Origin of the sequence: Klebsiella sp. DY2415 (genome assembly GCF_026314315.1) — a bacterium.
In the GTDB taxonomy this organism is placed as follows: domain Bacteria; phylum Pseudomonadota; class Gammaproteobacteria; order Enterobacterales; family Enterobacteriaceae; genus Klebsiella; species Klebsiella ornithinolytica.
In genome coordinates this window covers 102,507-127,956 of sequence record NZ_CP111115.1, presented here as the reverse complement: position 1 = coordinate 127,956, position 25,450 = coordinate 102,507, and the positions used below count along the sequence as shown (strand labels likewise).

Below are 25,450 nucleotides of genomic sequence, written 5' to 3'. Positions count from 1 at the left end.
AATCATTCGCGTTTTGCACCGCACGGGTACCGTTCCCGAAGGGGCGGGCGGTCAGCCGGATCGCGCGGCGAGCGAATGAATTACCCGTCCCGTACAGGAGTACGTAACCGGGGGTAATGAGTACGGCTAACGCCGAGGCAATTTGAAGGATGAAGTGTTTATGAATCCACAGCGTTATGCGCGTATCTGCGAGATGCTCGCCAGGCGCCAGCCTGACCTGACGGTCTGCATGGAGCAGGTCCATAAACCTCATAACGTCTCTGCGGTGATTCGTACCGCAGACGCCGTTGGCGTACATGAAGTCCACGCCATCTGGCCCAGCAGCCGCATGCGCACGATGGCCTCAGCCGCCGCCGGCAGCAATAGCTGGGTGCAGGTTAAAACCCACCGCTCAATTGACGATGCCGTCAGCCATTTAAAGGGCCAGGGCATGCAGATCCTGGCCACTCACCTCTCTGACAAAGCCGTCGATTTCCGTGAAATCGACTATACCCGTCCTACCTGCATCCTGATGGGGCAGGAAAAAACCGGCATTACCCGGCAAGCTCTGGCGCTGGCCGATCGGGACATCATCATTCCGATGACTGGCATGGTGCAGTCGCTGAATGTCTCCGTCGCCTCGGCTCTGATTCTGTATGAAGCCCAGCGCCAGCGGCAAAATGCGGGGATGTATAAGCGTGAGAACAGCATGCTGCCGGAAGAAGAACAGCAGCGCCTGCTGTTTGAAGGCGGGTATCCGGTACTGGCCAGAGTGGCAAAACAAAAAGGTCTGCCTTACCCCTACGTGAATGCGCAGGGCGAAGTCGAAGCCGATGACGCGTGGTGGGCAACCATGCAGGCTTCCGGTACCGCTCACGGTAGCAGGCGCGACAATCGTGCCGAAGCAGGCCAGACAAGATGCAGTCTGAAGGATGAAGGGTAAATGGCCGGTCGCCTGTTAGATGCCGTCCCGCTCAATTCGCTCACCGGCGTTGGAGCGGCGCAAAGCAACAAACTGGCGAAAATCGGCCTGCATACCGTGCAGGATCTCCTTCTGCACCTGCCGCTACGCTATGAAGACCGCACCCATCTTTATCAGATAGGCGAGCTGCTACCGGGCGTTTACGCCACCGTTGAAGGTGAAGTTCTCAGCAGCAACATCACCTTCGGCGGCCGCCGAATGATGACATGCCAGATCAGCGACGGTTCCGGTATTCTCACCATGCGCTTTTTCAACTTCAACGCCGCCATGAAAAACAGCCTGGCGACCGGCCGGCGCGTGCTGGCCTATGGAGAAGCCAAACGGGGGAAATACGGGGCGGAGATGATTCACCCGGAATACCGCGTGCAGGGTGACATGAGCACCCCCGATCTCCAGGAAACGCTGACGCCGGTTTATCCCACCACCGAAGGCATCAAGCAGGCGACGTTGCGCAAGCTCACCGATCAGGCGCTGGAATTACTGGATACCTGTGCCATCGCCGAGCTGTTGCCGCCCGAACTGGCGCAGGGAATGATGAGCCTGCCGGAGGCGCTACGCACATTACACCGTCCGCCGCCGTCGCTGCAGCTCAGTGACCTGGAAAGCGGTAAGCATCCGGCGCAACAGCGCTTAATTCTGGAAGAACTGCTGGCGCATAACCTGAGCATGCTGGCGCTACGCGCCGGCGCCCAGCGTTATCATGCCCTGGCACTCGGTGCGAACGACACATTCAAAAACCAGCTGCTGGCCTCCCTGCCCTTTAAGCCAACCGGCGCACAACAGCGAGTTACCGCCGAAATTGAACGCGATATGGCGCTTGATGTGCCGATGATGCGTCTGGTACAGGGCGACGTCGGCTCCGGTAAAACGCTGGTTGCCGCCCTCGCAGCGCTGCGGGCGATCGCTCACGGCAAACAGGTAGCGCTGATGGCGCCGACCGAACTGCTGGCGGAACAACACGCCAATAACTTCCGCCAGTGGTTCGCGCCGCTGGGCATCGAAGTAGGCTGGCTGGCCGGCAAACAGAAAGGGAAAGCCCGCCAGGCGCAGCAGGAGGCCATTGCCAGCGGCCAGGTACAGATGATCGTCGGCACTCACGCCATTTTTCAGGAACAGGTGCAGTTCAACGGTCTGGCGCTGGTCATTATTGATGAGCAGCACCGCTTCGGCGTTCACCAGCGTCTGGCGCTGTGGGAAAAAGGCCAGCAGCAGGGCTTCCATCCCCATCAGCTGATCATGACCGCTACCCCGATTCCACGAACCCTGGCGATGACGGCTTATGCCGATCTTGATACCTCGGTTATCGACGAACTGCCGCCGGGCCGGACGCCGGTCACCACGGTGGCCATCCCCGATACTCGTCGCCACGATATTATTGATAGGGTTCGCAACGCCTGTACTCAGGAAGGGCGTCAGGCCTACTGGGTCTGCACCCTGATTGAAGAGTCCGATCTGCTGGAAGCGCAGGCGGCAGAGGCGACATGGGAAGAGCTTAAGCTCGCGCTGCCGGAGCTGAATATCGGCCTCGTACATGGCCGGATGAAACCGGCAGATAAACAGGCGGTTATGCAGGCCTTCAAGCAGGGCGAACTGCACCTGCTGATCGCCACCACGGTTATTGAGGTTGGGGTCGACGTACCGAATGCCAGCCTGATGATTATCGAAAACCCGGAACGTCTGGGGCTGGCGCAGCTGCATCAGCTCAGAGGGCGCGTCGGGCGCGGCGCGGTCGCCTCCCACTGCGTGCTACTCTATAAATCACCGCTGTCAAAAACGGCGCAGAAACGCCTGCAGGTTCTGCGCGACAGCAACGACGGTTTCGTTATTGCCCAGAAAGACCTGGAAATCCGCGGCCCCGGCGAGCTGCTCGGCACCCGACAAACCGGCACCGCCGAGTTTAAAGTCGCCGATCTGCTGCGCGATCAGGCCATGATCCCTGACGTTCAGCGCATTGCTCGCCATATTCACGAACGTTATTCTCAGCAGGCCCAGGCGCTTATTGAACGCTGGATGCCGGAAACCGAACGCTATTCCAACGCCTAGCGTCGACTCTGTCCCGCAGGGCCAGACCAGGACGCTTCGCGCAATTTATCTTCACAACGAGTGGATTATGAAACGAGAACTGGCCATCGAATTTTCGCGTGTCACCGAGGCTGCCGCGCTGGCGGGCTATAAATGGCTGGGCCGCGGCGATAAAAATACCGCCGACGGCGCCGCCGTCAATGCCATGCGCATTATGCTCAACCTGATTAATATCGACGGCACCATCGTCATTGGCGAAGGTGAAATCGATGAAGCGCCGATGCTGTATATCGGTGAGAAGGTCGGCACCGGCAACGGCGATGCGGTGGATATCGCCGTTGACCCTATCGAAGGGACGCGCATGACGGCCATGGGCCAGGCCAATGCGCTGGCGGTGATGGCGGTCGGCGATAAAGGCTGCTTCCTGAACGCGCCGGATATGTACATGGAAAAACTGATTGTCGGCCCAGGGGCAAAAGGGGCGATTGACCTCAATCTGCCGCTGGCGGAGAACCTGCGTAATGTCGCCGCGGCGCTGAATAAACCGCTGGCCGAGCTGACCGTCACCATTCTGGCCAAACCGCGTCACGACGCGGTGATTGCCGAACTCCAGCAGTCGGGCGTTCGCGTCTTCGCCATTCCGGATGGCGACGTAGCGGCGTCGATTCTGACCTGCATGCCGGACAGCGAAGTAGACGTCCTGTACGGCATCGGCGGCGCGCCGGAAGGGGTAGTTTCTGCCGCAGTGATCCGCGCTCTGGACGGCGACATGCAGGGTCGCCTGCTGGCTCGTCACGATGTAAAAGGCGATACCGCAGAAAACCGTCGTATCGGCGAGAACGAACTGGCGCGCTGCAAAGAGATGGGCATCGAAGCAGGCAAAGTGCTGCGCCTGGACGAAATGGCCCGCAGCGATAATGTGGTGTTCTCCGCAACCGGGATCACCAAAGGCGATCTGCTGGATGGCATTACCCGTAAGGGCAATATGGCCACCACCGAAACGCTGCTGATCCGCGGTAAATCCCGTACGATTCGCCGCATTCAGTCCATTCATTATCTCGACCGTAAAGACCCGGATATTCAGCTGCATATTCTGTAAGCCTCCGATCGCGCGTGCGGATTGCACGCTGGCGCCAGGCCCAGGGACGGGCCGAAAACGGCTGCCGCCAACGCACAGGCAATTGAAGTATGACGAGAATATTTGATCAATAGAGCTTTTCGGCGCCGTCAGGCTGGAAATCTTTGCCGCGTGCAACGAAGATAAGGCAACGCTTTGCGCAACGGGAGAAGATGATGGCGGACTGGGTTAACGGTAAAGTAAAAAAAATAGAGTTCTGGACCGATACGCTGTTCAGTTTGTACGTCCACGCGCCGGTTCACCCGTTTACCGCCGGGCAATTTACCAAGCTCGGGCTGGAAATTGACGGGGAGCGCGTTCAGCGCGCCTATTCCTACGTTAACGCACCGGGCAATCCCGATCTGGAGTTCTATCTGGTCACCGTCCCGGACGGTAAGCTCAGCCCACGCCTTGCGGCGCTCAAACCGGGCGATGACGTTCAGCTGGTCAGCGAGGCCGCGGGATTCTTCGTTCTGGAAGAGGTACCTGACTGCGAGACCTTATGGATGCTGGCGACCGGCACCGCGCTCGGCCCGTATCTGTCAATTCTGCAGGAAGGTAAAGACCTTGAGCGCTTCAAAAATCTGGTGCTGGTCCACGCCGTGCGCTATGAGGCCGATTTAAGCTACCTGCCGCTGATGCGCGAATTAGCACAGCGCTATGGCGGCAAGCTGCGGATTCAGACCGTCGTGAGCCGTGAAACCGCCGCCGGTTCGCTGACCGGACGGATTCCGTTTCTTATCGACACCGGCGCCCTGGAAGAGGCCGTTGGCCTGCCGATGAACGCCGATAATAGCCACGTGATGCTGTGTGGAAACCCGCAGATGGTGCGTGATACCCAGCAGCTGTTGAAAGAAACCCGGCAGATGACGAAACATTTACGCCGCCGGCCGGGCCACATGACCGCCGAGCAATACTGGTAATCAGGGCTCCGCCTTCCAGCGAACATCCTGCGTATCTTTACCAAATTTATTCTCGCCCTGGGTACCGACAAACGCGCCCAGGTCGATGAACATCATGACGATAATCAGCGTCGGCACAAACCGCCCGACAACCCATTGCCAGACGCCAGGCAGCACCGACCAGTTCCCCGCCAGCAGCATCCACGCCAGAATCATCAGCAGCGCCCAGATCCCCGATTTACCGCGATCGTGCAGGCGTTTGATCGTCACCGCCGCCGTCGGCCACAGCAGGCACACCAGGATAAACGCAGCGGTCTGCACATTGAGCAAATTGGTGCCGGCCAGGGTAAAGAGCACGCTCATGGCAAGAACCCAGATGGCCATCCAGATCCAGAAGTCACGGCGCCCGATACGCCCCTTAATTGAGAACATCCACTGCTGTAGGGTCATGTTTTATTCCTTATCATCATCATTCGCGTAGTTTACCCTGAAGCCGTCACTTTTTGACAAGCGCGACGGTTCCCGTTTTAATCGTCTGCAGGCAAAAAAAGGAAAGACCGGCATGAAGACGTGGATGACTGTATGTTTTATTGGGCTGACGGCCTTATCCGTCGGCCCGAAGGCGTTGTCCGCGGTGCCCGAATCCTCCGCCACGGCCCCTTATCTGCTGGCGGGCGCCCCTACCTTTGATATGTCTATCAGCGACTTTCGGGAAAAATTCAACGCGGCGAATCCGAAGCTTCAGCTGAATGAATTTCGCGCCATTGCCTCCAGCCGCGACAGAGAAAATCTGACGCGTGCGGCGAGCAAAATTAATGAAAATCTTTACGCCTCCACGGCGCTGGAGCGCGGCACCCTGAAAATAAAATCGATGCAGGTGACCTGGCTCCCTATTCAGGGGCCCGAGCAGAAAGCGGCGAAGGCCAAAGCGCAGGAGTATATGAGCGCCGTGTTACGCATGTTCGCGCCCACCTTAAGCGTGGCTCAGAGCCAGCAAAAACTGCAGAAAATGCTCGCCGCCGGCAAGGGAAAACGTTACTTCTCTGAAACGGAAGGCGCGATACGTTATGTTGTCGCAGACAACGGTGAAAAAGGGCTGACCTTCGCTGTTGAACCGATTAAGCTGGCGCTATCTGAAACGCTGGAGAGCAATAATAAATGACAAAAAGCAAAGCCTTTCCAACGATGAATCTCTATACTGTTTGACAGACCATGCTGCCCTGACGGGTGGCTATATTCCTTAATTCGCTTAACGTAGCGTGGAGAATTAAAATGCGACATCCTTTAGTGATGGGTAACTGGAAACTGAACGGCAGCCGCCATATGGTAAACGAACTGGTTGCTAACCTGCGTACCGAACTGGCTGGCGTTTCTGGCTGTGCCGTTGCAATCGCTCCGCCAGAAATGTACATCGATCTGGCTAAGCATGCGGCAGAAGGTAGCCACATTCACCTGGGCGCGCAGAACGTTGACCTGAACCTGTCCGGCGCATTCACCGGTGAAACCTCTGCTCAAATGCTGAAAGATGTCGGTGCTGAATACATCATCATCGGTCACTCTGAGCGTCGTACTTACCACAACGAGTCTGACGAGTTCATCGCTAAGAAATTCGCGGTTCTGAAAGAACAGGGTCTGATTCCGGTTCTGTGCATCGGCGAAACTGAAGCAGAAAACGAAGCGGGCAAAACGGAAGAAGTGTGCGCACGTCAGATTGACGCCGTTCTGAAAACTCAGGGCGCTGCGGCATTCGAAGGCGTGGTTATCGCTTACGAACCGGTCTGGGCAATCGGCACCGGCAAATCAGCGACTCCGGCACAGGCTCAGGCGGTGCATAAATTCATTCGCGATCACATTGCGAAAGCAGACGCGAAAGTGGCCGAGCAGGTCATCATCCAGTACGGCGGTTCCGTTAACGCATCTAACGCAGCAGAACTGTTCACCCAGCCGGACATCGACGGCGCGCTGGTTGGCGGCGCCTCCCTGAAAGCAGACGCTTTCGCAGTGATCGTGAAAGCTGCTGAAGCAGCGAAAAAAGCGTAACCTGCGCTAAGCCCGGCCCCGGCGGCGTACCGCTTACCGGGGCGAAGGAATAACGCAATACGAGGAGCCCGGACAACGCGCGCAGGCGCCGCATCCGGGCTTTTTTATGCCGCTACAATTTCCCCAACGCTTGATACCACAGATAGTCCAGCGGCAGCAGAATCAAATAGCTCACCGCCGCCAGGGCGATACACAGCAGCATTCCCGCCCGTGCCGGCACTTTCCCTAACCCCATCGCCACGACAATCGGCGACGCCTGATACGGCAGCAGCGGCGTGGAATAGCCCAATACCTGAATCATAATCACGCTGAGCAGCGGGAAACCGGTGGCATCGGAAAAGCTCTGGGCAAACGTGGTGTATAGCGCGGGTACGCCGTTGGCGGTCATAATAAAGTTCAGGGCGCTGGTCATGCCGGTTAATGCCAGGAAGCTGGTGAACGGACTCTCTTTGTCGAGCGGCATCACGTGCAGCAGCGCATTGCCGACCACCTCACCGATGCCGGTTTGGGTCACGGTAATCGCCAGTCCGAGGATCCCGGCGACGTAAATGCAGGTACGAATATTCACCCCGCTGGAAAACTCCTCGCCGCTGATAAAGCCAACCCGCGGCAGCAGCGTGACGACTGCCGCTGCCAGCCCCGTCCAGGCGGGCCCGATACCGTGCCAGCTCTCGCTCACCCACAGCACCAGCACCACGGCCAGCAGCCAGGCCAGGCGCTTCTCGTCCCGACTCATCGGCGGAAGCGGGATCAGTTCGCGCGGCGGATGCGGTTTGCCAGGAAACAGCCAGCAGATCAGGGCAATTAATACTCCCCCCTTTAGCCAGCCCAGCACCGGCGTGTGCAGCAGCAGATACGGCAGGTAGTTAAGGTGGATCCCGTAAGAACCTTCGGCCGCGCCGCTCATCACCAGGTTCGGGACGTTGGCGGGCAGAATGGTCGCCGACAGCTGAAAGGTCCCAAAACCCACCGCCAGCGCCAGGCCATACCAGGCCCGCGAACCGTCTGCGATACCGGCCCGTTTCGCCATCGCCGCCACGATGGGCATCAGCAGCGCGATGCGTCCCATATTCGACGGCATCACGAAGGCCAGCGCATAGCTGAGTAGCACGACGCTACCCACCATCAACGGCCAGGAGTCCGTCAGTCGCGCCGATAGCGCCTGTGCCGCTCTGTCCGCCAGCCCGGTTTTACGAATCGCAATCCCGAGAACGAAGCCGCTGAATACCAGCCAGAATGCCGACGAGGCAAACCCGCCAAAGATCGCTTCCGGCGGCGCAATTTTGGCGATCATCGCCGCCGCGAAAAACAGCAGCGCGGTCATAAACTCCGGCAACAGCGAGGTCGCCCACAGCACAATGGTTATCGCGATAATCAGCGAGGGAAGAAACAGAGGGTGAGAAAACCAGAGCGACATGCCTGTCTCCTGTCGTTTTTTCAGCAAGAATACGATCGGGGGCGAGGCAGGTAAACCTATCAAAAAATAGCCAGCCATGCAGGAACCTGCATGGCTCAGCAATAAAGGTTATTTCAGAATCAAGCAGCGATGGTCCTGGATCTCTTCAGCAGAGGCGCGATTCAGGGTCAGCAGGTTGCGCTCGGTTGCCAGCAGCACCAGCGAGCCATCGCTCTGCTTCGCCATCGCCAGCGCAAAGCGCCCCATATGTTCACGCGCCTCCGGCACCTCTTCCGCCAGCATCAGAAACGGGCTACGCTGCGCCAGCTCGGACTCAGTGACTCGCCGCGCGAGATATTCATGGCCGAGCAAACCACCGGGAAGCGGCAGCCATCGGCTGCTGATAGCGGCGGCATCGTTATCCAGCCGGGCGCGCACATCTTCGCGTAAGCAGGAGATATGAATATGGAAATGGTTTTGCGTGCGTCCGCTGCGGGAGTTAATGGCTAATGATACGGCGTTATCCGGTACCGCTGAACCGCGGCGTTCGCTCATGATGTCGCGCCCCTGCCATGCCTGCCAGAAGAAGTTCGGCGTTAACGGGTCGAGCAGCAGCGGGCTCTCGGTGCCGTTAATTCGATAGGTCGGCATCAGCAGATACTGCAAGGGCCCGTTGCGATCTTTAAACAGCACGTAGCCGCCCTGCAGATTGACGTCGGCACACGGCGAGGGAGTTTGGTGCTGCTGTTGATTAGGAACGCATTGCTGCAAAACAATCTGTCGCAGCGCGTCAGGGTTACCGGAATGCAGCCAGTACCAGCCGCCGGCCGCCGCTGCCAGTACAAGCACCAGCAGCAGCCATAAAAGGTATCGTACTCTTCTCATCATCTTTTCCTGTCCAGCCAGAAACGGAAGAGTAGCGTAGTTTGATGACTAAATAAAAACGCCCGGTTATTTAACCGGGCGTTCGGAACGATTAACGCTGACTGATTTGGTCGAAAGTACCGCCGTTTGAGAAGTGCTCTTTCTGTGCCTTCGTCCAGCCACCAAACTCCTGGTCGATGGTGAACAGCTTCAGTTTCGGGAACTCATCGGCATATTTCTTCGCGACTGCCGGGTCACGTGGGCGGTAGAAGTTCTTCGCCGCAATCTCCTGGCCTTCCGGCGAGTAGAGATACTTCAGGTAAGCTTCAGCTACCTGGCGGGTGCCTTTTTTATCGACCACTTTATCAACCACGGAAACGGTCGGTTCAGCAAGAATCGATTCGCTCGGAGTCACAATTTCAAACTTATCTTTGCCCAGCTCGTTGGCCGCCAGCAGCGCTTCGTTCTCCCACGCAATCAGCACATCGCCGATCCCGCGTTCAACAAAGGTATTGGTCGAACCGCGCGCGCCGGAGTCCAGCACTTCGACGTTTTTATACAGCGCCTTCACAAACTCCTGGGCTTTTGCCTGGTCGCCGTGATTCTGGTGCAGGGCATAGCCCCAGGCGGCCAGGTAGTTCCAGCGTGCGCCGCCGGAGCTTTTCGGGTTTGGCGTAATCACCGACACACCCGGTTTAATCAGGTCGTTCCAGTCATGAATCTGTTTTGGGTTGCCTTTACGTACAAGGAACACGATGGTGGAGGTATACGGCGCGGAGTTATCCGGCAGACGTTTCAGCCAGTTTTTATCGATACGGCCGCGTTCCGCGATCGCATCAACATCGTAGGCCAGCGCCAGCGTCACGACATCGGCTTCGATACCGTTGATCACCGACGTCGCCTGTTTGCCGGAGCCGCCATGCGACTGACGAATCACCACATTGTCGCCGGTTTCTTGTTTCCAGTGCGCGCTGAATGCCTTGTTGTACTGTTCGTACAGCTCGCGCGTTGGATCATAAGATACGTTTAATAACTGAATGTCTTTGGCCAGAACGCTGGCGGATGCCAGCAACAGAGTTAACCCAACGCCCCACTTGTTCATCGCACCGCTCTCTTTATGTCGTGTTGTGATGAGTTAAGCGTGCCAGAAAGCGAAACAATGATTAAAGAATAAAAAAAGATTGGCTATAACTTGCGAGTATATGTAAACCGGAGGGGAATGCTTACCCTCTCCAGGAGAGGAGAGGGTGAGGGCGAGAGGGTTACACTTCTTCCATGCGACCCAGCAGCGCCTGCAGACGATCCTGCCAGCCCTGCAGCTGTTCTCTCAGCTGACCGTTTTCACGCTCCAGCTCTTCACGACCGTGCTGTGCGCCCTGAACTTCCTGCGCCAGCGTGTTGTTCTTCTCTTTCAGCTCTTCGATTTCCATCTGCAACAGAGTGATGGTATCAATCGCCTGCTGTACTTTTGATTCTAATTTCTCAAACACTTCTAATGACATCGTCATACCTCTCCTGAACTTGCAAGGCGTTGATAGAGTACTATCCCGTACACGTCGTCCTTCAAGCTGCTTCTGCGTTAGCGGGTTCTTCCCGAACACTTACCGAAGTAAGCGGCGAGGATTCATTCGCTTGCCGTTTTGACACATCCCGAATGATGTTGTGTACCTACGCGGTGACGCCTTAACGAAAATAAGCGCACTACAGTGGTCATGCAGTCGATTGTATGAATCCCCGCCTTCCCTGTCCAGCGACAACCCGCGCAGATTGCGGTTTGCAACACTTTTCAGTCTTTACCTGGCGCATTCGGCGCGTTTCTGTGGAAGTTATCCGGCAATTGTTAATCAATGGGTTAACAAAATCCGCCGGAAATGCGGGGCAAATGTGTCACAACACGCGTTTATGGCGCGAAAACGCTCATTTTCTTGACGCAGCACACACATTTATATTTCGATATTTCTCGTTTTTGTTCGTTAACGATAAATTAACACTATGCCTACAAGGCAGCGTGGTCGTCTACGACCTTCATACATACAATAATCACCACTTCGCTTCAGGATTCGATATGAGCCAAACATCAACATTAAAAGGCCAGTGCATCGCAGAGTTCCTAGGTACCGGGTTGTTGATCTTTTTCGGCGTTGGGTGCGTCGCGGCGCTCAAAGTTGCGGGAGCCAGCTTCGGTCAGTGGGAAATCAGCATCATCTGGGGTCTGGGGGTGGCCATGGCTATCTACCTGACCGCGGGCGTATCCGGTGCACACCTTAACCCGGCGGTCACTATCGCATTGTGGCTGTTTGCCTGCTTCGACGGGCGTAAAGTTGTTCCTTTTATCATTTCTCAATTCGCAGGCGCCTTTTGCGCAGCGGCGTTAGTTTACGGGCTTTACTACAATCTTTTCTTCGATTTCGAACACAGCCACAATATGGTGCGCGGCAGCGTCGAAAGTCTTGAGCTGGCCGGTATTTTCTCCACTTACCCGAACCCACATATCAATTTTGTGCAGGCTTTCGCGGTAGAAATGGTGATTACCGCTATCCTGATGGGCGTTATCCTGGCACTGACTGATGACGGTAATGGGATTCCGCGTGGCCCGCTGGCGCCGCTCCTGATCGGCCTGTTAATTGCGGTTATCGGCGCATCTATGGGACCGCTGACCGGATTTGCCATGAACCCGGCTCGCGACCTTGGACCAAAAACGTTCGCCTGGCTTGCCGGCTGGGGTGACGTCGCCTTCACCGGCGGTAAAGATATTCCTTATTTCCTGGTGCCGCTGTGCGCACCGGTGGTGGGCGCCGCGCTGGGCGCGTTCAGCTATCGTAAGTTGATCGGCCGCCATCTGCCTTGCGACACCTGTGTCGAGGAAGAGAAAGAAAGCACCTCGACTACGCAACACAACGCTTCGCTGTAATCTGACTACGGGACTCATACTATGACCGACAAAAAATATATCGTTGCGCTCGACCAGGGCACCACCAGCTCCCGGGCCGTTGTGATGGATCACGATGCCAATATCGTCAGCGTTTCTCAGCGAGAATTTGAACAAATTTATCCGCATCCAGGCTGGGTTGAGCATGACCCGATGGAGATCTGGGCGTCGCAAAGCTCCACGCTGGTTGAAGTGCTGGCAAAAGCCGATATTAGCTCCGACGAGATCGCCGCAATCGGGATCACCAACCAACGTGAAACCGCCATTGTGTGGGAGCGGGAAACCGGTAAACCGATCTATAACGCTATCGTCTGGCAGTGCCGTCGTACCGCAGAGATCTGTGAACAGCTCAAACGTGACGGCATGGAAGAGTACATTCGCAAGGCCACCGGCCTGGTGGTTGACCCGTACTTCTCCGGTACCAAAGTAAAATGGATTCTCGATCACGTGGAAGGCGCCCGCGAGCGGGCAAAACGCGGCGAACTGCTGTTCGGAACCGTGGATACCTGGCTGGTATGGAAAATGACCCAGGGCCGCGTCCACGTGACCGACTACACCAACGCCTCGCGTACCATGTTGTTCAACATCCACGAGCTGGACTGGGACGACAAAATGCTGGAGGCGCTGGATATTCCGCGCGCGATGCTGCCGGAAGTGCGCAAGTCTTCCGAGGTATACGGTCAAACCAACATCGGTGGTAAAGGCGGCACGCGTATTCCTATCGCCGGTATCGCCGGTGACCAGCAGGCGGCGCTGTTTGGCCAGCTGTGCGTCAAAGAAGGGATGGCAAAAAACACCTACGGCACCGGTTGCTTTATGCTGATGAATACCGGGGAAAAAGCGGTAACCTCAACGCATGGCCTGCTGACCACTATCGGCTGCGGCCCACGTGGGGAAGTGAACTATGCGCTGGAAGGCGCAGTATTCATGGCCGGCGCCTCGATTCAGTGGCTGCGCGATGAAATGAAGCTGATCAACGACGCCTTCGATTCCGAATATTTTGCCACTAAAGTGAAAGATACCAACGGCGTGTATGTGGTTCCGGCCTTTACCGGTCTCGGTGCGCCTTACTGGGACCCGTATGCGCGCGGCGCCATCTTTGGCCTGACCCGCGGGGTGAACGCCAACCATATTATTCGCGCCACGCTGGAGTCTATTGCCTATCAGACACGCGATGTACTGGAAGCTATGCAGGCAGATTCAGGGATTCGTCTGCACGCCCTGCGCGTCGACGGCGGTGCCGTGGCCAACAACTTCCTGATGCAGTTCCAGTCCGATATTCTCGGCACCCGCGTAGAACGTCCGGAAGTGCGTGAAGTGACGGCGCTGGGCGCCGCTTACCTCGCAGGTCTGGCCGTTGGCTTCTGGCAAAATCTGGATGAGCTGCAGGAGAAAGCGGTGATTGAGCGCGAGTTCCGCCCGGGTATCGAAACTACCGAGCGTAACTACCGCTACAACGGCTGGAAAAAAGCGGTGAAACGCGCGCTGGCGTGGGAAGAACACGAGTAACCGCGACTGCCCGGTGGCGCAACGTTGACCGGGCGACAGACCTTTATCCGGCAATCCCCAATGGATTTCGGGTCACAGGAAGGCGACAAGTGCATGCATCCCCGGTCACATAGATAACGATGTGACCGGGGCAAGCAAAGGCAGTCAACGCACCTGTGGCCTGAAAGACGGCGGGGATTCAGCCGAATATCGGCAACAGCAGATACAGCTTAATCACCAGCGCATTCACGATATCAATAAAGAACGCGCCGACCATCGGCACCACCAGAAACGCCATATGAGACGGGCCAAAGCGGTCGGTAATGGCCTGCATATTGGCAATCGCCGTCGGCGTCGCCCCGAGACCAAAACCACAGTGCCCGGCAGCCAGTACCGCGGCATCATAGTTTTTCCCCATCATGCGATAGGTTACGAAGATGGCATACAGCGCCATCGCCACCGTCTGGACCGCGAGGATCGCCAGCATCGGCAGCGCCAGCGAAGCCAGCTCCCACAGCTTCAGGCTCATCAGAGCCATGGCGAGGAACAGCGACAGGCTAACGTTGCCCAGCACCGATACCGCACGCTCAAACACGCGATAGAAACCTAACAGCGCCAGACCGTTGCTGAGGATCACCCCGATAAACAGTACGCAGACAAAAGTGGGCAGTTCAAAGACGGTGCCCGTCAGCAGTTGCGCAACCACCCTCCCTACCGTCAGGCAGATGGCGATTAAGGCGATGCTCTCAATCAGCACCAGCGAGGTGATCATGCGGCCCATATCCGGTTTTTCGAAGGCGGTTGGCGCCAGCTGATCATCCGGCGTTCCGTCCGGTGAAGAAGAGTGTTTAACCAGATAGCGCGCCACCGGGCCGCCAATCAACCCCCCCAGCACCAGACCAAAGGTGGCGCACGCCATTGCGACTTCGGTGGCGTTGGCAAAGCCGTAGCGTTCAACAAACAGCTTACTCCACGCGGCGCCGGTGCCATGGCCGCCAGACAGGGTAATGGAGCCAGCCAGCAGCCCCATCAGCGGGTCCAGTCCTAACAGCTTCGCCATCCCGATGCCGAGGGCGTTTTGCAGCAGCAGCAGTCCCACCACCACAATCAGGAAGGTACCCACCACTTTGCCGCCGGCCCGCAGGCTGGAGAGGTTTGCGTTCAGACCGATGGTCGCAAAGAACGCCATCATCAGCGGGTCTTTCAGACTCATATCAAAGTCGATTTCCCAACCCATGCTTTTTTTCAGCACCAGCAGCGCCAGCGCCACCAGCAGGCCGCCCGCAACGGGTTCAGGGATGGTGTATTTTTTCAGGAAGGGGACATTCTGCACGAGTTGTCTGCCCAACAGCAGCACCAATGTTGCGGCAACGAGCGTCGATAAGGTATCGAGATGAAACATAAAAAGAGCTCCTTAAAGGCGCATGATCCATTCACACGCGTCGGTATTCCCGGTGTCGATTACTTCTCATCTTGAGGAATCGGACGGGGATTTTAAGCAGAACCGCGCAAAAAATGACAGGAAAAGATATTTTGTTTTGATATTGATGCGATCAAGCATACAAAATGTTAATTAATGTTCCCCCCCGGTTAGTTGTATAAATATTTCTCAGCAAACGCTGGCAAACGTTTGCTTTTGTACTACAGTCCGATAAAATTCCCGCTTTGCCACCTTGGGATTGTTTGTGATGTCCGTTAACACCGCCGAGTCAGAAGCTGCGCAACCGGTTGCGCATAAAACAACCAGCGAATTAATCTACCGCCTCGAAGACCGCCCGCCGCTGCCGCAAACCCTGTTCGCCGCCTTTCAGCATCTGCTGGCGATGTTTGTCGCGGTCATCACGCCGGCGCTGTTAATCTGTCAGGCGCTGGGCCTTCCGGCTCAGGACACTCAGCACATCATCAGTATGTCGCTGTTCGCCTCCGGTGTGGCATCCATCATTCAGATTAAAGCCTGGGGACCGGTCGGTTCCGGGCTGCTCTCGATTCAGGGCACCAGCTTTAACTTCGTCGCCCCGCTGATTATGGGCGGTACCGCGCTGAAAACCGGTGGCGCCGACGTGCCGACGATGATGGCCGCGCTGTTCGGCACCCTGATGCTGGCAAGCTGCACGGAAATGGTCATCTCGCGCGTCCTGCACCTGGCCCGACGGGTTATTACCCCGCTGGTCTCCGGGGTCGTGGTGATGATTATCGGCCTGTCGCTGATTCAGGTCGGGCTGACCTCCATTGGCGGTGGCTACTCGGCCATGGCCGACCATACCTTCGGCGCGCCGAAAAACCTGCTGCTGGCGGGTATCGTTCTGGCGCTAATCATTATTCTTAACCGCCAGCGCAACCCGTATCTGCGTATCGCGTCGCTGGTGATCGCCATGGCGGCAGGTTATCTGGCGGCCTGGCTGCTCGATATGCTGCCGGCCAACAGCGCACCGGCGAACGACAGTCTGATTACCGTGCCCACCCCGCTCTATTACGGTCTGGGCATCGACTGGAGCCTGCTGCTGCCGCTGATGCTGGTCTTTATGATCACCTCGCTGGAAACCATCGGCGATATCACCGCCACGTCTGACGTGTCGGAACAGCCGGTCTCCGGTCCGCTGTATATGAAGCGCCTGAAAGGCGGCGTGCTGGCTAACGGCCTGAACTCCTTTGTCTCCGCCGTCTTTAATACCTTCCCGAACTCCTGCTTCGGCCAGAATAACGGCGTGATTCAGTTGACCGGTGTCGCCAGCCGCTATGTCGGCTTCGTGGTGGCGCTGATGCTGATCGTGCTGGGCCTGTTCCCGGCGGTCAGCGGCTTTGTCCAGCATATTCCGGAACCGGTGCTCGGCGGCGCAACGCTGGTAATGTTCGGTACTATCGCCGCATCCGGGGTACGTATCGTCTCCCGCGAACCGCTGAACCGCCGTGCGATTCTGATTATCGCCCTGTCGCTGGCAGTGGGCCTCGGCGTCTCCCAGCAGCCGCTGATCCTGCAGTTTGCCCCCGACTGGCTGAAGAACCTGCTCTCCTCAGGGATTGCCGCCGGCGGTATTACGGCGATTGTGCTGAATCTGGTCTTCCCGCCAGAGAAAAGCTGATCCTCCCCCGCTCCCCGGTCGCGCGCGGCCGGGGCAGCCTGAAGTCTGACCCTCCTGGCACCCTCACATCATCTGATTACACAATTCCTGTCTTGAGGATTGCGCATAATTCGGGCATAACAGCCTTATGTGCCTCGCTCAGGATGTAAGACCATGAAATTTCCTGGAAAGTTGATTCTCTGGCTGCTGACCGCCCTGCTGGTCGTCATCGTTGCCGCCTGGTTCCTGCTACAGACCCACTGGGGCTCGCGTCAGGCCAGCGCCTGGCTGAGCGAGGGCACCGGCTGGCAGGTCTCCTTCGACGCGATGGATCACAGTTTCTCTTCACCTCTCCACCTGCAACTGCAAAATGTCACTTTCGGGCGCGACGGCAAACCGCCGACGCTGGTCGCTAAAACGGTGGATATTGGCTTCAGTACCCGCCAGTTCAGCGATCCGCTGCACGCCGACGAGATTGTGCTGAGCGACGGGACGTTAAATCTCTCGCCGTCCTCCGCTTCTTTACCCTTTGCCGCCGATCGTCTGCAGTTGCGCAATATGGCGTTTAACAGCCCGGAAACCGGCTGGGACCTGAGCGCGCAGCGGGTAACCGGCGGCGTCAGCCCGTGGGCGCCGGAAGCAGGCAACGTACTGGGGAAAAAAGCGCAGATTCAGATGAGCGCAGGCTCGCTGACCCTGAACGGCGTGGATGCCAGTAACGTGCTGATCCAGGGAAGCCTTGATAATGGTGAAGTGACGTTATCCACGCTGGGCGCCGATATTGCCCGCGGAACGCTCACCGGCAACGCCAAACGCAGCGCCGACGGCAGCTGGCGGGTTGATAATCTGCAGCTCAACGAAATTCGCCTGCAGAGCGATAAATCGCTGACAGAATTCTTTACCCCGCTGACCAGCGTCCCTTCACTGCAAATTGGCCGTCTCGACGTGACCGACGCCCGTTTGCAGGGGCCGGACTGGGCGGTGACGGATCTCGACCTTAATCTGCGCAACCTGACCCTGAGCCAGGGCGGATGGCAAAGCGATGACGGCACGCTGTCGATGAACGCCAGCGAATTTATTAACGGATCGCTGCATCTGCTTGATCCCATCGCCAATGCCGAATTTTCCCCACAGGGCATCGCGCTGCGCCAGTTCACCTCACGTTGGGAAGGCGGAATGGTACGGACTTCTGGCAACTGGCTGCGCGCGGGTAACGCGCTGGTGTTGGATGACACCGCCTTTGCCGGACTGGAATATACCCTGCCGGAAAACTGGAAACAGCTGTGGATGGAGTCGCTGCCCACGTGGCTGGAAAGCCTGACGCTGAAGAAATTCAGCGCCAGCCGCAACCTGGTTATCGATATCGACCCCACGTTCCCGTGGCAGATCACCGCCCTTGACGGTTACGGCGGCGAGCTGCAGCTGGTGAAGGATCGACGCTGGGGCGTATGGAGCGGCAGCGCAACGCTGAACGCCGCCGCCGCCACGTTTAATCGCGTTGACGTCCGGCGCCCGTCGCTCAAGCTCAGCGCCAACGCCTCAACGGTCAACATTACCGAGCTTAGCGCCTTTACCGAGCGCGGTATTCTGCAGGCCACCGCCGCGGTGTCGCAGCTTCCCCAGCGCCAGGTCACGCTGAGCCTGAACGGCCGCGGCGTACCGCTGAACATTCTGCAGGCCTGGGGCTGGCCCGCCCTGCCGGTTTCCGGCGACGGTAATTTCCAGCTGACCGCCAGCGGCAGCGTGCAGGCCGATGCACCGCTGAAACCGACGGTTAACGGCCAGCTCAGCGCGGTGAATATGGAGAAACAGCAGGTTGCGCAAGTAATGCGCAACGGCCAGCTAAACAGCGAGCCGGCTCAGCCGATCGCTCCCCCGCCAGCACCGTAATCGCCCTCCGCCCTCTCTTCGCCGGAGAGAGGGCCTCGCTCTGCTCTTCGTCCATCGGCCCCTCAGGCACTCCTTTCTCTCTGCGAAACCTGTGTGCATTTTGCGGCTATCTGTACCTATTTCCCGCAACCTGTTTCTTTCAAAGATCGGAGTTGCTATAAACAAAATACTGGAAGTAGAGATAACAATTAAAAACCCTATGTAAATATAAAAATAAAGGAACGACTATGTCCGCAATACGTCAACGTATTCTGGAGAATATGCAAAAATTCTCCAGAGCAATGATCGGTGCAGTCTTGTTCTTGCCCGTCATTGGCCTGATTCTGGCACTCAGTTCTGTCTTAACCAACCCGACATTAATTTCTGAAACCAGTTTTTTACATCAGCTAGGACAATTACTCGGTGATACGTTCTGGCCGCTGTTTGGCAATCTTGGATTACTTTTTTGCGTCGGTATTAGTTATGGACTGGCGAAAGATAAAAAAACAGAAGTCGCACTGGTTTCAGTGATGTGTTTTATTATGTTTCTGGGCGCCAACCATTCGTGGCTGGAACATACCCACGGCATCGCCGAAAAAATTAATGGCGAATATTACGGCACCGGTCAGACGCAACTGCTCGGTTTTGTGGTCGTCGATATGGGGGTGTTCCTCGGCATTATCCTCGGCTGTACCATCGCCTGGGTGCATAACAAAGTTTCGAACATCGAACTACCCGGCGCGCTGTCAATGTACGGCGGCGCCAAGCTGACCCTGGTCGCCATGACTCCGGTGGTGATTTTCTATGCCATCGCCTTCACCTGGATCTGGCCGTTTATGACCCACGGTATTGGAGCGTTAACCGGATTTATGAAAAATGCCGGCGTGGCGGGGGTTTTCGTTTATGGCTTCTTCGAAAAATTCCTCATCCCCACCGGCCTGCACCATTTTGTCTGGTCACCGTTCCAGCTCACGCAAATCGGCGGTACGCTAAACGTTGACGGGCAGGTCGTTTCCGGTACCCAGGCGATTTTCCTCGCCTATATGCGCCACCCGGATCTGACCCCGGTCATGAACGATGCGCTACGTTTCTCGCAGCAGGGGATGACCACGATTTTCGGCCTCGCTGGCGCATCGCTGGCCTTTTATCACACGGCGAAACCGGAGAAAAAAATGATGGCTAAGGCGATTCTGCTGCCCGCCATTATTACCTCAATGCTCACCGGTATTACGGAGCCGATTGAGTTCACCTTCCTGTTCGTGTCGCCGCTGCTCTGGGTGATTCACGCCACCCTGACCGCCGCGTCACAAGCGGTTTGTGACATCTTTACCGTTCGGCCGTGGGGCGCATCCGGGCTTATCGAATTCCTGATTTACAACCTGCCGCTGCCGGTCTCATTAACGCGCTGGCCTGGGTATGTACTTATCGGTATCGGTCAGTTCGCCGTTTATTACGTTATTTTCCGCACCCTGGTGGTGAAGCTGAATTTAAAAACACCGGGCCGTGAAGACGACGATAACGTGAAGCTCTACAGCAAAGCAGATTATCGTAAAAAGGTCGGTAATCCGCAGTCGGTGACCGATGAGATTATTAGTGGCCTCGGCGGCAAAGAAAATATTATTTCGGTCGACAACTGTTTCACTCGCCTGCGCGTGGTAATTAAAAATATGGATTTGGTTGATGATCTCATATTGAAAAGCACCGGTGCTAATGGCGTCGTACGAAATCGTAATGAAGTTCAGGTTATTTATGGCGTCAAAGTGGGACAGGTTCGTTCCCGAGTTGATAGCTGGCTGGCAGAAAATTAATTGGGAGTGATGTATGAAATTAACCGTATTAGGCGGGGGCGGCGTTCGCTCTGCATTTCTGGCGAAATCTCTGGCTTATAATGCCCACCGCATAGGTTTAACGGAAGTCGTATTTCTGGACAGCTCGGAAGATAATCTGGCCCTGTTTGGTGAAATTGCCCGTTACGTGTTTAATACGATTCGTCCGGATATTGCGTTCAGTACGACCACCGATCCGGTCGCTGCGCTGAAAGGCACAAATTATGTGATTACCACCCTGCGGGTTGGCGGCGATGAGAGTCGTATTCGCGATGAGCGTATTGCGCTTGAGCATAATACCTTAGGCCAGGAGACTACCGGCGCGGGCGGCTTTGCCATGGCGATGCGTTCGATCCCGGCGATCCTCAACTACTGTCGCCTGATCGAAGAGCATGCCGCCGAGGATGCGATCCTGTTTAACTTTACCAACCCATCGGGGCTGGTCACCGAGGCGATCATCAAGTCCGGCTTTAAGCGCCGGGTGTACGGTATTTGCGATGCGCCGTCGGAGCTGATTCGCGAACTGCCCGAGATTCTCGGCTGCGACGAGCGCGATCTCAGCGTCGAGTGCTACGGGCTGAACCATTTTTCCTGGTTTACCCACATTACCGTGCGTGGGGAAGAGGTGACCGAACGCCTGATCGCCAACCCGGATTTATACCGTAAAACGGCGATGCAGTATTTCTCGCCGGAGCTGGTTCAGCTGTGTGATAAGCAATTACTCAACGAGTACCTCTATTATTACTATTATCGCGAAGTGGCGTTAAAAGCGATTCAGGACGCGGACGAAACACGCGGCGAGCAGATTGCCCGTATCAATCGCGATATGCGGGACGCGCTGCGCGGCATTGATGTGAAAGCCGATCCGCAGGCGGCGTTTTCTCTGTGGATGACGCACTACCTGCGCCGGGAAAATAGCTACATGCAGAACGAGTCACAGCAGGAGAAATTCCATACCCGCGAACCGTTAACCCTGCGCCAGTTTATCGAGGAGCCGGATACCGGCGGCTACGCCGGGGTAGCGCTGGATATTCTGGAGGCGGTCAACAGCCGCACCACCAAACGAATCGTGGTCTCTATGCCCAATAATGGCACTCTCGATTTCTTGCGTCCTGACGATGTGATTGAGATCAGCTGCGATCTGAGCAGAGACGGCTTAAAACCGGTGACGCCAGCGCACGTACCGACAGCGCAGAAGAACATGATTGCCAGCGTGAAAGAGTATGAGCGGCTGGCAGTGGCGGCCATTTTGCAGCGCGATAAATCCCTGGCGATACGCGCATTAATGGCGCACCCGCTGATCGGCTCTTTTTCGCTGGCCAAAGCCCTTGTCGAGGCCTATCTCGACGAGGCGCAGTTCGCCGACTGGCAATAGTCGGTAACGAAGAAAACCTGCACTTGCCCGGGAACATCGGCTCCCGGGCTTTCCCCGCTTTCTCTCAGCGGGGCGCCTGAATCAATGGCCAGTCATACCGGGGGAGTCAGCGTCTCTTTTCGCATTTCGATGAACCACATCTTCAGCAATCGTTCAAAACCTAATATGCAGTAGCCAAAAAACGGGTTGCTCCAGTAAATATCATCGTCGAACTTCTGCGGGTCATGAATAATAAATGCGGTATCCGCCGCCTGCGCCAACGGGCTTTGATAATCGCCGGTAAAGCAGACCAGATTAATCTCTTTCCCTTCCAGCGCCTTAACCCAGTTCAGAGCCGAGCTGCTGCGCCCGGATTTTGAGACGATCCAGATGGAGTCAAATTTGGCGGCGTTTTTTTGCTCGAGAATTTCATAATCCGGCCACAGCGCGAGGCTGGCGTTTACGCCGGTCACCAGAAACTTATTATAAATATATTGCGCGATCAGCTGCGAGAAGCCGCTGCCGTGAACCAGGATGCGGTGCTGCTGCAGGCTTTCCAGCAGCGGCGCCAGCCGCTCTGTCGGCTGAATACTCATGTAGTCGATGTCGTTGGTGACATCGAGTTTCGGCATGGTGATATTGAATTTAATAAAATAGACCAGCTCCAGCCAGCCGCTGAACTTCAGTTTCTTCGCCAGCCGCACCAGCGAGGAGGGGTTGCTATAGCAGCGCTCAGCGACGCTGCGGATACCTTCCCGCACACACTGCTCAGGGTCATTCTGGATAAAACGCAGCACGGTCATTTCCGTTTTGCTCAGCTTGACGTCACGAAAGATATTTTCTAAGTCCATGGCGGGCTCCTCTCAGCGGCAGATTACGCTACCACCAAACGGCAAGAGTGTCTGTGGGGGAACTCACTGGCAGGAAAGGGCGAATAGCGACATGGCATGCATGCGCCCTGCTGGCTGAGACGTAAGGTGGCGGCTGCGTATCTCTCCAGCGTCGTTTTTTCCTGCCAGATCGCCCTCGCAGAAAAAATATAAAAGTGTAACCCGCGGATTTTACGAGGGTTTGTGTCAGACTGTTCTGTAAAGTCCAGTTTTAACAGTAAAAAAGTGCGTTCAGGTATGTGGTAAATGCCTGAAAGTAGCTATAATGCGCCCCGCCTCCATGTAGCAATCGAGGCGCGGAAGATCGTCATCTCCGGTGAGGTGGCTGGACTTCAAATCCAGTTGGGGCCGCCAGCGGTCCCGGGCAGGTTCAACTCCTGTGATCTTCCGCCAAAATTGCTCCGCCGCTATCCGAGAATGTCTAAAAATCCCTTTATTTTCAAAGTACATAGTGAATCACTCATCCGTAACTGTCCGACAAGTTCTCCCTGAATCCATGAAAAATATGTATAGTGATGTGTATAGATTTTTTATACACATTTTTGACTTATACACATGGCACTGACAGACATACAAATCAAACGAGCAAAGCCCCAAGACAAGCCATATACATTGAACGATGGGCAAGGCCTGTCATTGCTTATTAATCCCGATGGTTCGAAGGGCTGGCGGTTCCGTTTCCGCCTTGCTGGGAAAGCGCGGTTAATGTCATTTGGCAGCTACGACTTGATAAGCCTCGCTGAAGCTCGTGAAAAGCGCGAGGTCGCCCGCAAGCAAGTTGCTACTGGCATTGATCCGGTTGAGGAACGGAAAGCGCAAAAACTGGCACAGCAGCTTTCAACAGAAAACTCATTCGAAGCCATAAGCCGCGAATGGCATGCAAACAAAGCCGACCGCTGGACAGTGGCATACCGTGACGAAATCATTAAGACTTTCGAACAAGATGTTTTCCCGTTCATCGGCAAACGTCCTATCGGTGAGATCAAACCTTTAGAATTGCTTGAAGTGCTGCGACGAATAGAGAAACGTGGAGCACTGGAGAAAACACGCAAGATACGCCAGCGGTGTGGAGAGGTTTTTCGCTACGCGATCATAACTGGCCGAGCTGAATACAACCCTGCCCCTGATTTAGCTATCGCATTAGCCGTGCCGAAGCAAAAGCATCATCCTTTTTTATCCGCCGAAGAATTGCCTCATTTTATCAGAGATCTTGAAGCCTATACCGGCAGCATCATCACTAAAAATGCGACTAAGATAGTCATGTTAACTGGTGTGAGGACGCAGGAAATGCGCTTTGCTACGTGGGATGAAATCGATTTAGAAAAGGCAATTTGGGAAATCCCAGCAGAAAGGATGAAAATGCGTAGGCCTCACATTGTCCCTTTATCTACTCAAGTGATTGAACTCTTTAAGCAGCTCAAGCCCATTACCGGTCATTATTCTTACATTTTTATCGGCAGGAATAACCGCAGTAAGCCAATTTGCAAAGAAAGTGTGACTCAAGTGATTGAGTTACTTGGTTACAAAGGGCGTGCAACAGGCCATGGTTTCAGGCATACCATGTCGACTATATTGCATGAAAAGGGTTTTAATAGTGCATGGATTGAAATGCAATTAGCTCATATGGATAAAAATACTATTCGCGGAACATATAACCACGCTCTTTACCTAGAGAAAAGAAAAAACATGATGCAGTGGTATTGTGATGAATTATACCCAAGAAAATAACATGGTGGGAAATTATGCATTTTAAATTTTACACAACATTGAGATTCATGCATGTTACGGGCGATAACTTTGATGATTTTGATCTCCTTCCCGGTGTAACACTGATAAGAGATCGAAAGAAAATAAGAAAAATACTTAATAAAGAAATTAAATCCTTTACAGGCATTATTGAATACGAGCATTTATATAATGCAAACCACATAATTTATGCCGACCTTCAAGATGATTTTTTTTCCCCATCAACATCAAGTGGTGATGCAGTGATGAGTTGGCTTTTATGGATAGACATGCTTGTTAGTACCTCTTGGCTGATTAAAGATAATGGTATGCTTTGCGAGATAGCATACTGCAATAAAACTGATCGTAAAACATTCTCTGAATGGTCTAATAATAGTTTATTAAGCCTGTTTACGTTAGCTGGGGGAAATAGACATACTGATATTGAGTTTAGCAGAGATGATTTAATTAAATGGGAAGATACAAATCACAAAATTCAAACTCATCTATACAAAAATAATTCTACTGTGTTTAATTCCTTTGTGGATTCAAAATATTCTCGATATGGTAGAGCTTTCAGTTTCATTAAGTCAGCAAAACGAGAATTTGATCCTGCAATGAAAATATCGCATTACTGCAGTGCACTAGAGAGTTTATTTTCAACAGATAACTCTGAACTCTCACACAAATTATCTGAGCGCGTTTCTATTTTCTTGAAACCATATGATTATGATCCCATCAAGACATTTGATGATATTAAATCATTCTATAATATTCGCTCTAAAGTTACCCACGGTGATAGTTTGAAGTCTGATAGAGTAGGGAAATTACCAGAAGAAAGCATTAAACTAGATAATTATCTTAGAGTAATCATGAATATAATATTAGATTCCGATGAACTTATGACAATATTTAACGGTAACAAAGATAGCTTTGAAAAATATTTCAAGGAAAAATTATTACTTGGCGTTCAAGTATAGTAGTTGTGTTACTAGAAATGCGTTCGTC

General features: G+C 55.0%; 21 protein-coding genes and 1 tRNA gene. 15 read left to right on the top strand and 7 right to left on the bottom strand.

Features of this window, described 5'->3' with window-relative positions; translation table 11 throughout:
- The first annotated feature begins 160 nt into the window (after window positions 1-160).
- From trmH to fpr, 4 genes are all read left to right on the top strand, one after another.
- A complete protein-coding gene (gene trmH, locus OQV00_RS00600; protein ID WP_015585515.1) occupies window positions 161-922 on the top strand; it encodes a tRNA (guanosine(18)-2'-O)-methyltransferase TrmH in 762 nt (253 codons plus the stop codon).
- Window positions 923-3,004, top strand: a complete 2,082-nt coding sequence (gene recG / locus OQV00_RS00595) for an ATP-dependent DNA helicase RecG (RefSeq protein ID WP_004868972.1) — start codon at window positions 923-925, stop codon at window positions 3,002-3,004.
- A gap of 67 nt (window positions 3,005-3,071) precedes the next feature.
- Window positions 3,072-4,082 carry a class II fructose-bisphosphatase gene (gene glpX / locus OQV00_RS00590; RefSeq protein WP_004868975.1) on the top strand — a complete coding sequence of 337 codons (1,011 nt, stop codon included), beginning with the start codon at window positions 3,072-3,074 and terminating at the stop codon, window positions 4,080-4,082.
- Window positions 4,083-4,276: 194 nt separating this feature from the next.
- Window positions 4,277-5,023, top strand: a complete 747-nt coding sequence (gene fpr, locus OQV00_RS00585) for a ferredoxin--NADP(+) reductase (RefSeq protein WP_004868977.1) — start codon at window positions 4,277-4,279, stop codon at window positions 5,021-5,023.
- Here the strand turns inward: fpr and OQV00_RS00580 are convergent, their stop codons facing one another.
- Window positions 5,024-5,452, bottom strand: a complete 429-nt coding sequence (locus OQV00_RS00580) for a DUF805 domain-containing protein (protein WP_004868978.1) — start codon at window positions 5,450-5,452, stop codon at window positions 5,024-5,026.
- 112 nt (window positions 5,453-5,564) lie between these two features.
- Between OQV00_RS00580 and OQV00_RS00575 the strand changes: the two genes are divergently transcribed.
- Window positions 5,565-6,164, top strand: coding sequence for a DUF1454 family protein (locus OQV00_RS00575; protein ID WP_004868981.1), 600 nt, complete (start codon window positions 5,565-5,567; stop codon window positions 6,162-6,164).
- Between the two features lie 110 nt (window positions 6,165-6,274).
- Window positions 6,275-7,042 carry a triose-phosphate isomerase gene (gene tpiA, locus OQV00_RS00570; protein WP_015585511.1) on the top strand — a complete coding sequence of 256 codons (768 nt, stop codon included), beginning with the start codon at window positions 6,275-6,277 and terminating at the stop codon, window positions 7,040-7,042.
- Window positions 7,043-7,154: 112 nt separating this feature from the next.
- Here tpiA and OQV00_RS00565 read toward each other — a convergent pair whose 3' ends face one another.
- The 4 genes from OQV00_RS00565 to zapB all read right to left on the bottom strand — a co-directional run bounded on the left by OQV00_RS00565 (window position 7,155) and on the right by zapB (window position 10,810).
- Window positions 7,155-8,459: an SLC13 family permease gene (locus tag OQV00_RS00565; protein WP_004868985.1), complete on the bottom strand. Its 1,305-nt coding sequence runs from the start codon at window positions 8,457-8,459 to the stop codon at window positions 7,155-7,157.
- A gap of 108 nt (window positions 8,460-8,567) precedes the next feature.
- Window positions 8,568-9,323 (bottom strand): CDP-diacylglycerol diphosphatase, encoded by a 756-nt coding sequence (locus OQV00_RS00560; RefSeq protein WP_004868986.1) that lies wholly within the window; start codon window positions 9,321-9,323, stop codon window positions 8,568-8,570.
- 91 nt (window positions 9,324-9,414) lie between these two features.
- On the bottom strand, window positions 9,415-10,404 hold the full coding sequence (locus OQV00_RS00555) for a sulfate ABC transporter substrate-binding protein (protein WP_004868989.1): 990 nt from the start codon (window positions 10,402-10,404) through the stop codon (window positions 9,415-9,417).
- A gap of 160 nt (window positions 10,405-10,564) precedes the next feature.
- Complete coding sequence (gene zapB, locus OQV00_RS00550) at window positions 10,565-10,810, bottom strand: septal ring assembly protein ZapB (protein ID WP_086815662.1); 246 nt, start codon at window positions 10,808-10,810, stop codon at window positions 10,565-10,567.
- Window positions 10,811-11,367: 557 nt separating this feature from the next.
- Here zapB and OQV00_RS00545 point away from each other — a divergent pair.
- Together OQV00_RS00545 and glpK are read left to right on the top strand one after the other, a co-directional pair.
- Window positions 11,368-12,213, top strand: a complete 846-nt coding sequence (locus OQV00_RS00545) for an MIP/aquaporin family protein (RefSeq protein WP_004868993.1) — start codon at window positions 11,368-11,370, stop codon at window positions 12,211-12,213.
- A gap of 21 nt (window positions 12,214-12,234) precedes the next feature.
- Window positions 12,235-13,740, top strand: coding sequence for a glycerol kinase GlpK (gene glpK / locus OQV00_RS00540; RefSeq protein WP_004868997.1), 1,506 nt, complete (start codon window positions 12,235-12,237; stop codon window positions 13,738-13,740).
- Between the two features lie 178 nt (window positions 13,741-13,918).
- Here glpK and gltS read toward each other — a convergent pair whose 3' ends face one another.
- The gene (gltS, locus tag OQV00_RS00535) at window positions 13,919-15,121 is read right to left on the bottom strand and encodes a sodium/glutamate symporter (protein WP_004868999.1); all 1,203 of its coding nucleotides are present in this window, start codon (window positions 15,119-15,121) and stop codon (window positions 13,919-13,921) included.
- A 286-nt stretch (window positions 15,122-15,407) separates the two neighbouring features.
- Here gltS and OQV00_RS00530 point away from each other — a divergent pair, with 286 nt between their 5' ends.
- The 4 genes from OQV00_RS00530 (at window position 15,408) to OQV00_RS00515 (ending at window position 21,848) form a co-directional block, all read left to right on the top strand.
- Window positions 15,408-16,799, top strand: coding sequence for a nucleobase:cation symporter-2 family protein (locus tag OQV00_RS00530; protein WP_004869002.1), 1,392 nt, complete (start codon window positions 15,408-15,410; stop codon window positions 16,797-16,799).
- Between the two features lie 153 nt (window positions 16,800-16,952).
- Window positions 16,953-18,668, top strand: coding sequence for an AsmA family protein (locus OQV00_RS00525; RefSeq protein ID WP_064356574.1), 1,716 nt, complete (start codon window positions 16,953-16,955; stop codon window positions 18,666-18,668).
- A 227-nt stretch (window positions 18,669-18,895) separates the two neighbouring features.
- The gene (locus tag OQV00_RS00520; RefSeq protein WP_015585509.1) at window positions 18,896-20,455 is read left to right on the top strand and encodes a PTS transporter subunit EIIC; all 1,560 of its coding nucleotides are present in this window, start codon (window positions 18,896-18,898) and stop codon (window positions 20,453-20,455) included.
- A 13-nt stretch (window positions 20,456-20,468) separates the two neighbouring features.
- Window positions 20,469-21,848: a family 4 glycosyl hydrolase gene (locus tag OQV00_RS00515; protein WP_004869008.1), complete on the top strand. Its 1,380-nt coding sequence runs from the start codon at window positions 20,469-20,471 to the stop codon at window positions 21,846-21,848.
- Between the two features lie 92 nt (window positions 21,849-21,940).
- On the opposite strand, the gene OQV00_RS00510 is transcribed toward OQV00_RS00515, so the two are convergent.
- Complete coding sequence (locus OQV00_RS00510) at window positions 21,941-22,678, bottom strand: MurR/RpiR family transcriptional regulator (RefSeq protein ID WP_004869009.1); 738 nt, start codon at window positions 22,676-22,678, stop codon at window positions 21,941-21,943.
- A 337-nt stretch (window positions 22,679-23,015) separates the two neighbouring features.
- On the opposite strand from OQV00_RS00510, the gene OQV00_RS00505 reads away from it, so the two are divergent.
- From OQV00_RS00505 to OQV00_RS00495, 3 genes are all read left to right on the top strand, one after another.
- Window positions 23,016-23,110, top strand: a tRNA-Sec gene (locus OQV00_RS00505).
- 162 nt (window positions 23,111-23,272) lie between these two features.
- Window positions 23,273-24,445 carry a tyrosine-type recombinase/integrase gene (locus tag OQV00_RS00500; RefSeq protein WP_048979341.1) on the top strand — a complete coding sequence of 391 codons (1,173 nt, stop codon included), beginning with the start codon at window positions 23,273-23,275 and terminating at the stop codon, window positions 24,443-24,445.
- Window positions 24,446-24,459: 14 nt separating this feature from the next.
- Window positions 24,460-25,422 (top strand): HEPN domain-containing protein, encoded by a 963-nt coding sequence (locus OQV00_RS00495; protein WP_048979340.1) that lies wholly within the window; start codon window positions 24,460-24,462, stop codon window positions 25,420-25,422.
- Window positions 25,423-25,450 lie beyond the last annotated feature (28 nt).

What these genes read in the sequence shown, in the direction of transcription:
- gltS (WP_004868999.1), bottom strand. Translation starts at nt 15,121, where the DNA reads ATGTTTCATCTCGATACCTTATCGACGCTCGTTGCCGCAACATTGGTG.
- OQV00_RS00500 (WP_048979341.1), top strand. Translation starts at nt 23,273, where the DNA reads ATGGCACTGACAGACATACAAATCAAACGAGCAAAGCCCCAAGACAAG.
- OQV00_RS00510 (WP_004869009.1), bottom strand. Translation starts at nt 22,678, where the DNA reads ATGGACTTAGAAAATATCTTTCGTGACGTCAAGCTGAGCAAAACGGAA.
- OQV00_RS00575 (WP_004868981.1), top strand. Translation starts at nt 5,565, where the DNA reads ATGAAGACGTGGATGACTGTATGTTTTATTGGGCTGACGGCCTTATCC.
- OQV00_RS00580 (WP_004868978.1), bottom strand. Translation starts at nt 5,452, where the DNA reads ATGACCCTACAGCAGTGGATGTTCTCAATTAAGGGGCGTATCGGGCGC.
- recG (WP_004868972.1), top strand. Translation starts at nt 923, where the DNA reads ATGGCCGGTCGCCTGTTAGATGCCGTCCCGCTCAATTCGCTCACCGGC.
- OQV00_RS00495 (WP_048979340.1), top strand. Translation starts at nt 24,460, where the DNA reads ATGCATTTTAAATTTTACACAACATTGAGATTCATGCATGTTACGGGC.
- OQV00_RS00555 (WP_004868989.1), bottom strand. Translation starts at nt 10,404, where the DNA reads ATGAACAAGTGGGGCGTTGGGTTAACTCTGTTGCTGGCATCCGCCAGC.
- OQV00_RS00520 (WP_015585509.1), top strand. Translation starts at nt 18,896, where the DNA reads ATGTCCGCAATACGTCAACGTATTCTGGAGAATATGCAAAAATTCTCC.
- OQV00_RS00515 (WP_004869008.1), top strand. Translation starts at nt 20,469, where the DNA reads ATGAAATTAACCGTATTAGGCGGGGGCGGCGTTCGCTCTGCATTTCTG.
- OQV00_RS00545 (WP_004868993.1), top strand. Translation starts at nt 11,368, where the DNA reads ATGAGCCAAACATCAACATTAAAAGGCCAGTGCATCGCAGAGTTCCTA.
- OQV00_RS00530 (WP_004869002.1), top strand. Translation starts at nt 15,408, where the DNA reads ATGTCCGTTAACACCGCCGAGTCAGAAGCTGCGCAACCGGTTGCGCAT.
- trmH (WP_015585515.1), top strand. Translation starts at nt 161, where the DNA reads ATGAATCCACAGCGTTATGCGCGTATCTGCGAGATGCTCGCCAGGCGC.
- zapB (WP_086815662.1), bottom strand. Translation starts at nt 10,810, where the DNA reads ATGACGATGTCATTAGAAGTGTTTGAGAAATTAGAATCAAAAGTACAG.
- tpiA (WP_015585511.1), top strand. Translation starts at nt 6,275, where the DNA reads ATGCGACATCCTTTAGTGATGGGTAACTGGAAACTGAACGGCAGCCGC.
- OQV00_RS00560 (WP_004868986.1), bottom strand. Translation starts at nt 9,323, where the DNA reads ATGAGAAGAGTACGATACCTTTTATGGCTGCTGCTGGTGCTTGTACTG.
- glpX (WP_004868975.1), top strand. Translation starts at nt 3,072, where the DNA reads ATGAAACGAGAACTGGCCATCGAATTTTCGCGTGTCACCGAGGCTGCC.
- OQV00_RS00565 (WP_004868985.1), bottom strand. Translation starts at nt 8,459, where the DNA reads ATGTCGCTCTGGTTTTCTCACCCTCTGTTTCTTCCCTCGCTGATTATC.
- glpK (WP_004868997.1), top strand. Translation starts at nt 12,235, where the DNA reads ATGACCGACAAAAAATATATCGTTGCGCTCGACCAGGGCACCACCAGC.
- fpr (WP_004868977.1), top strand. Translation starts at nt 4,277, where the DNA reads ATGGCGGACTGGGTTAACGGTAAAGTAAAAAAAATAGAGTTCTGGACC.
- OQV00_RS00525 (WP_064356574.1), top strand. Translation starts at nt 16,953, where the DNA reads ATGAAATTTCCTGGAAAGTTGATTCTCTGGCTGCTGACCGCCCTGCTG.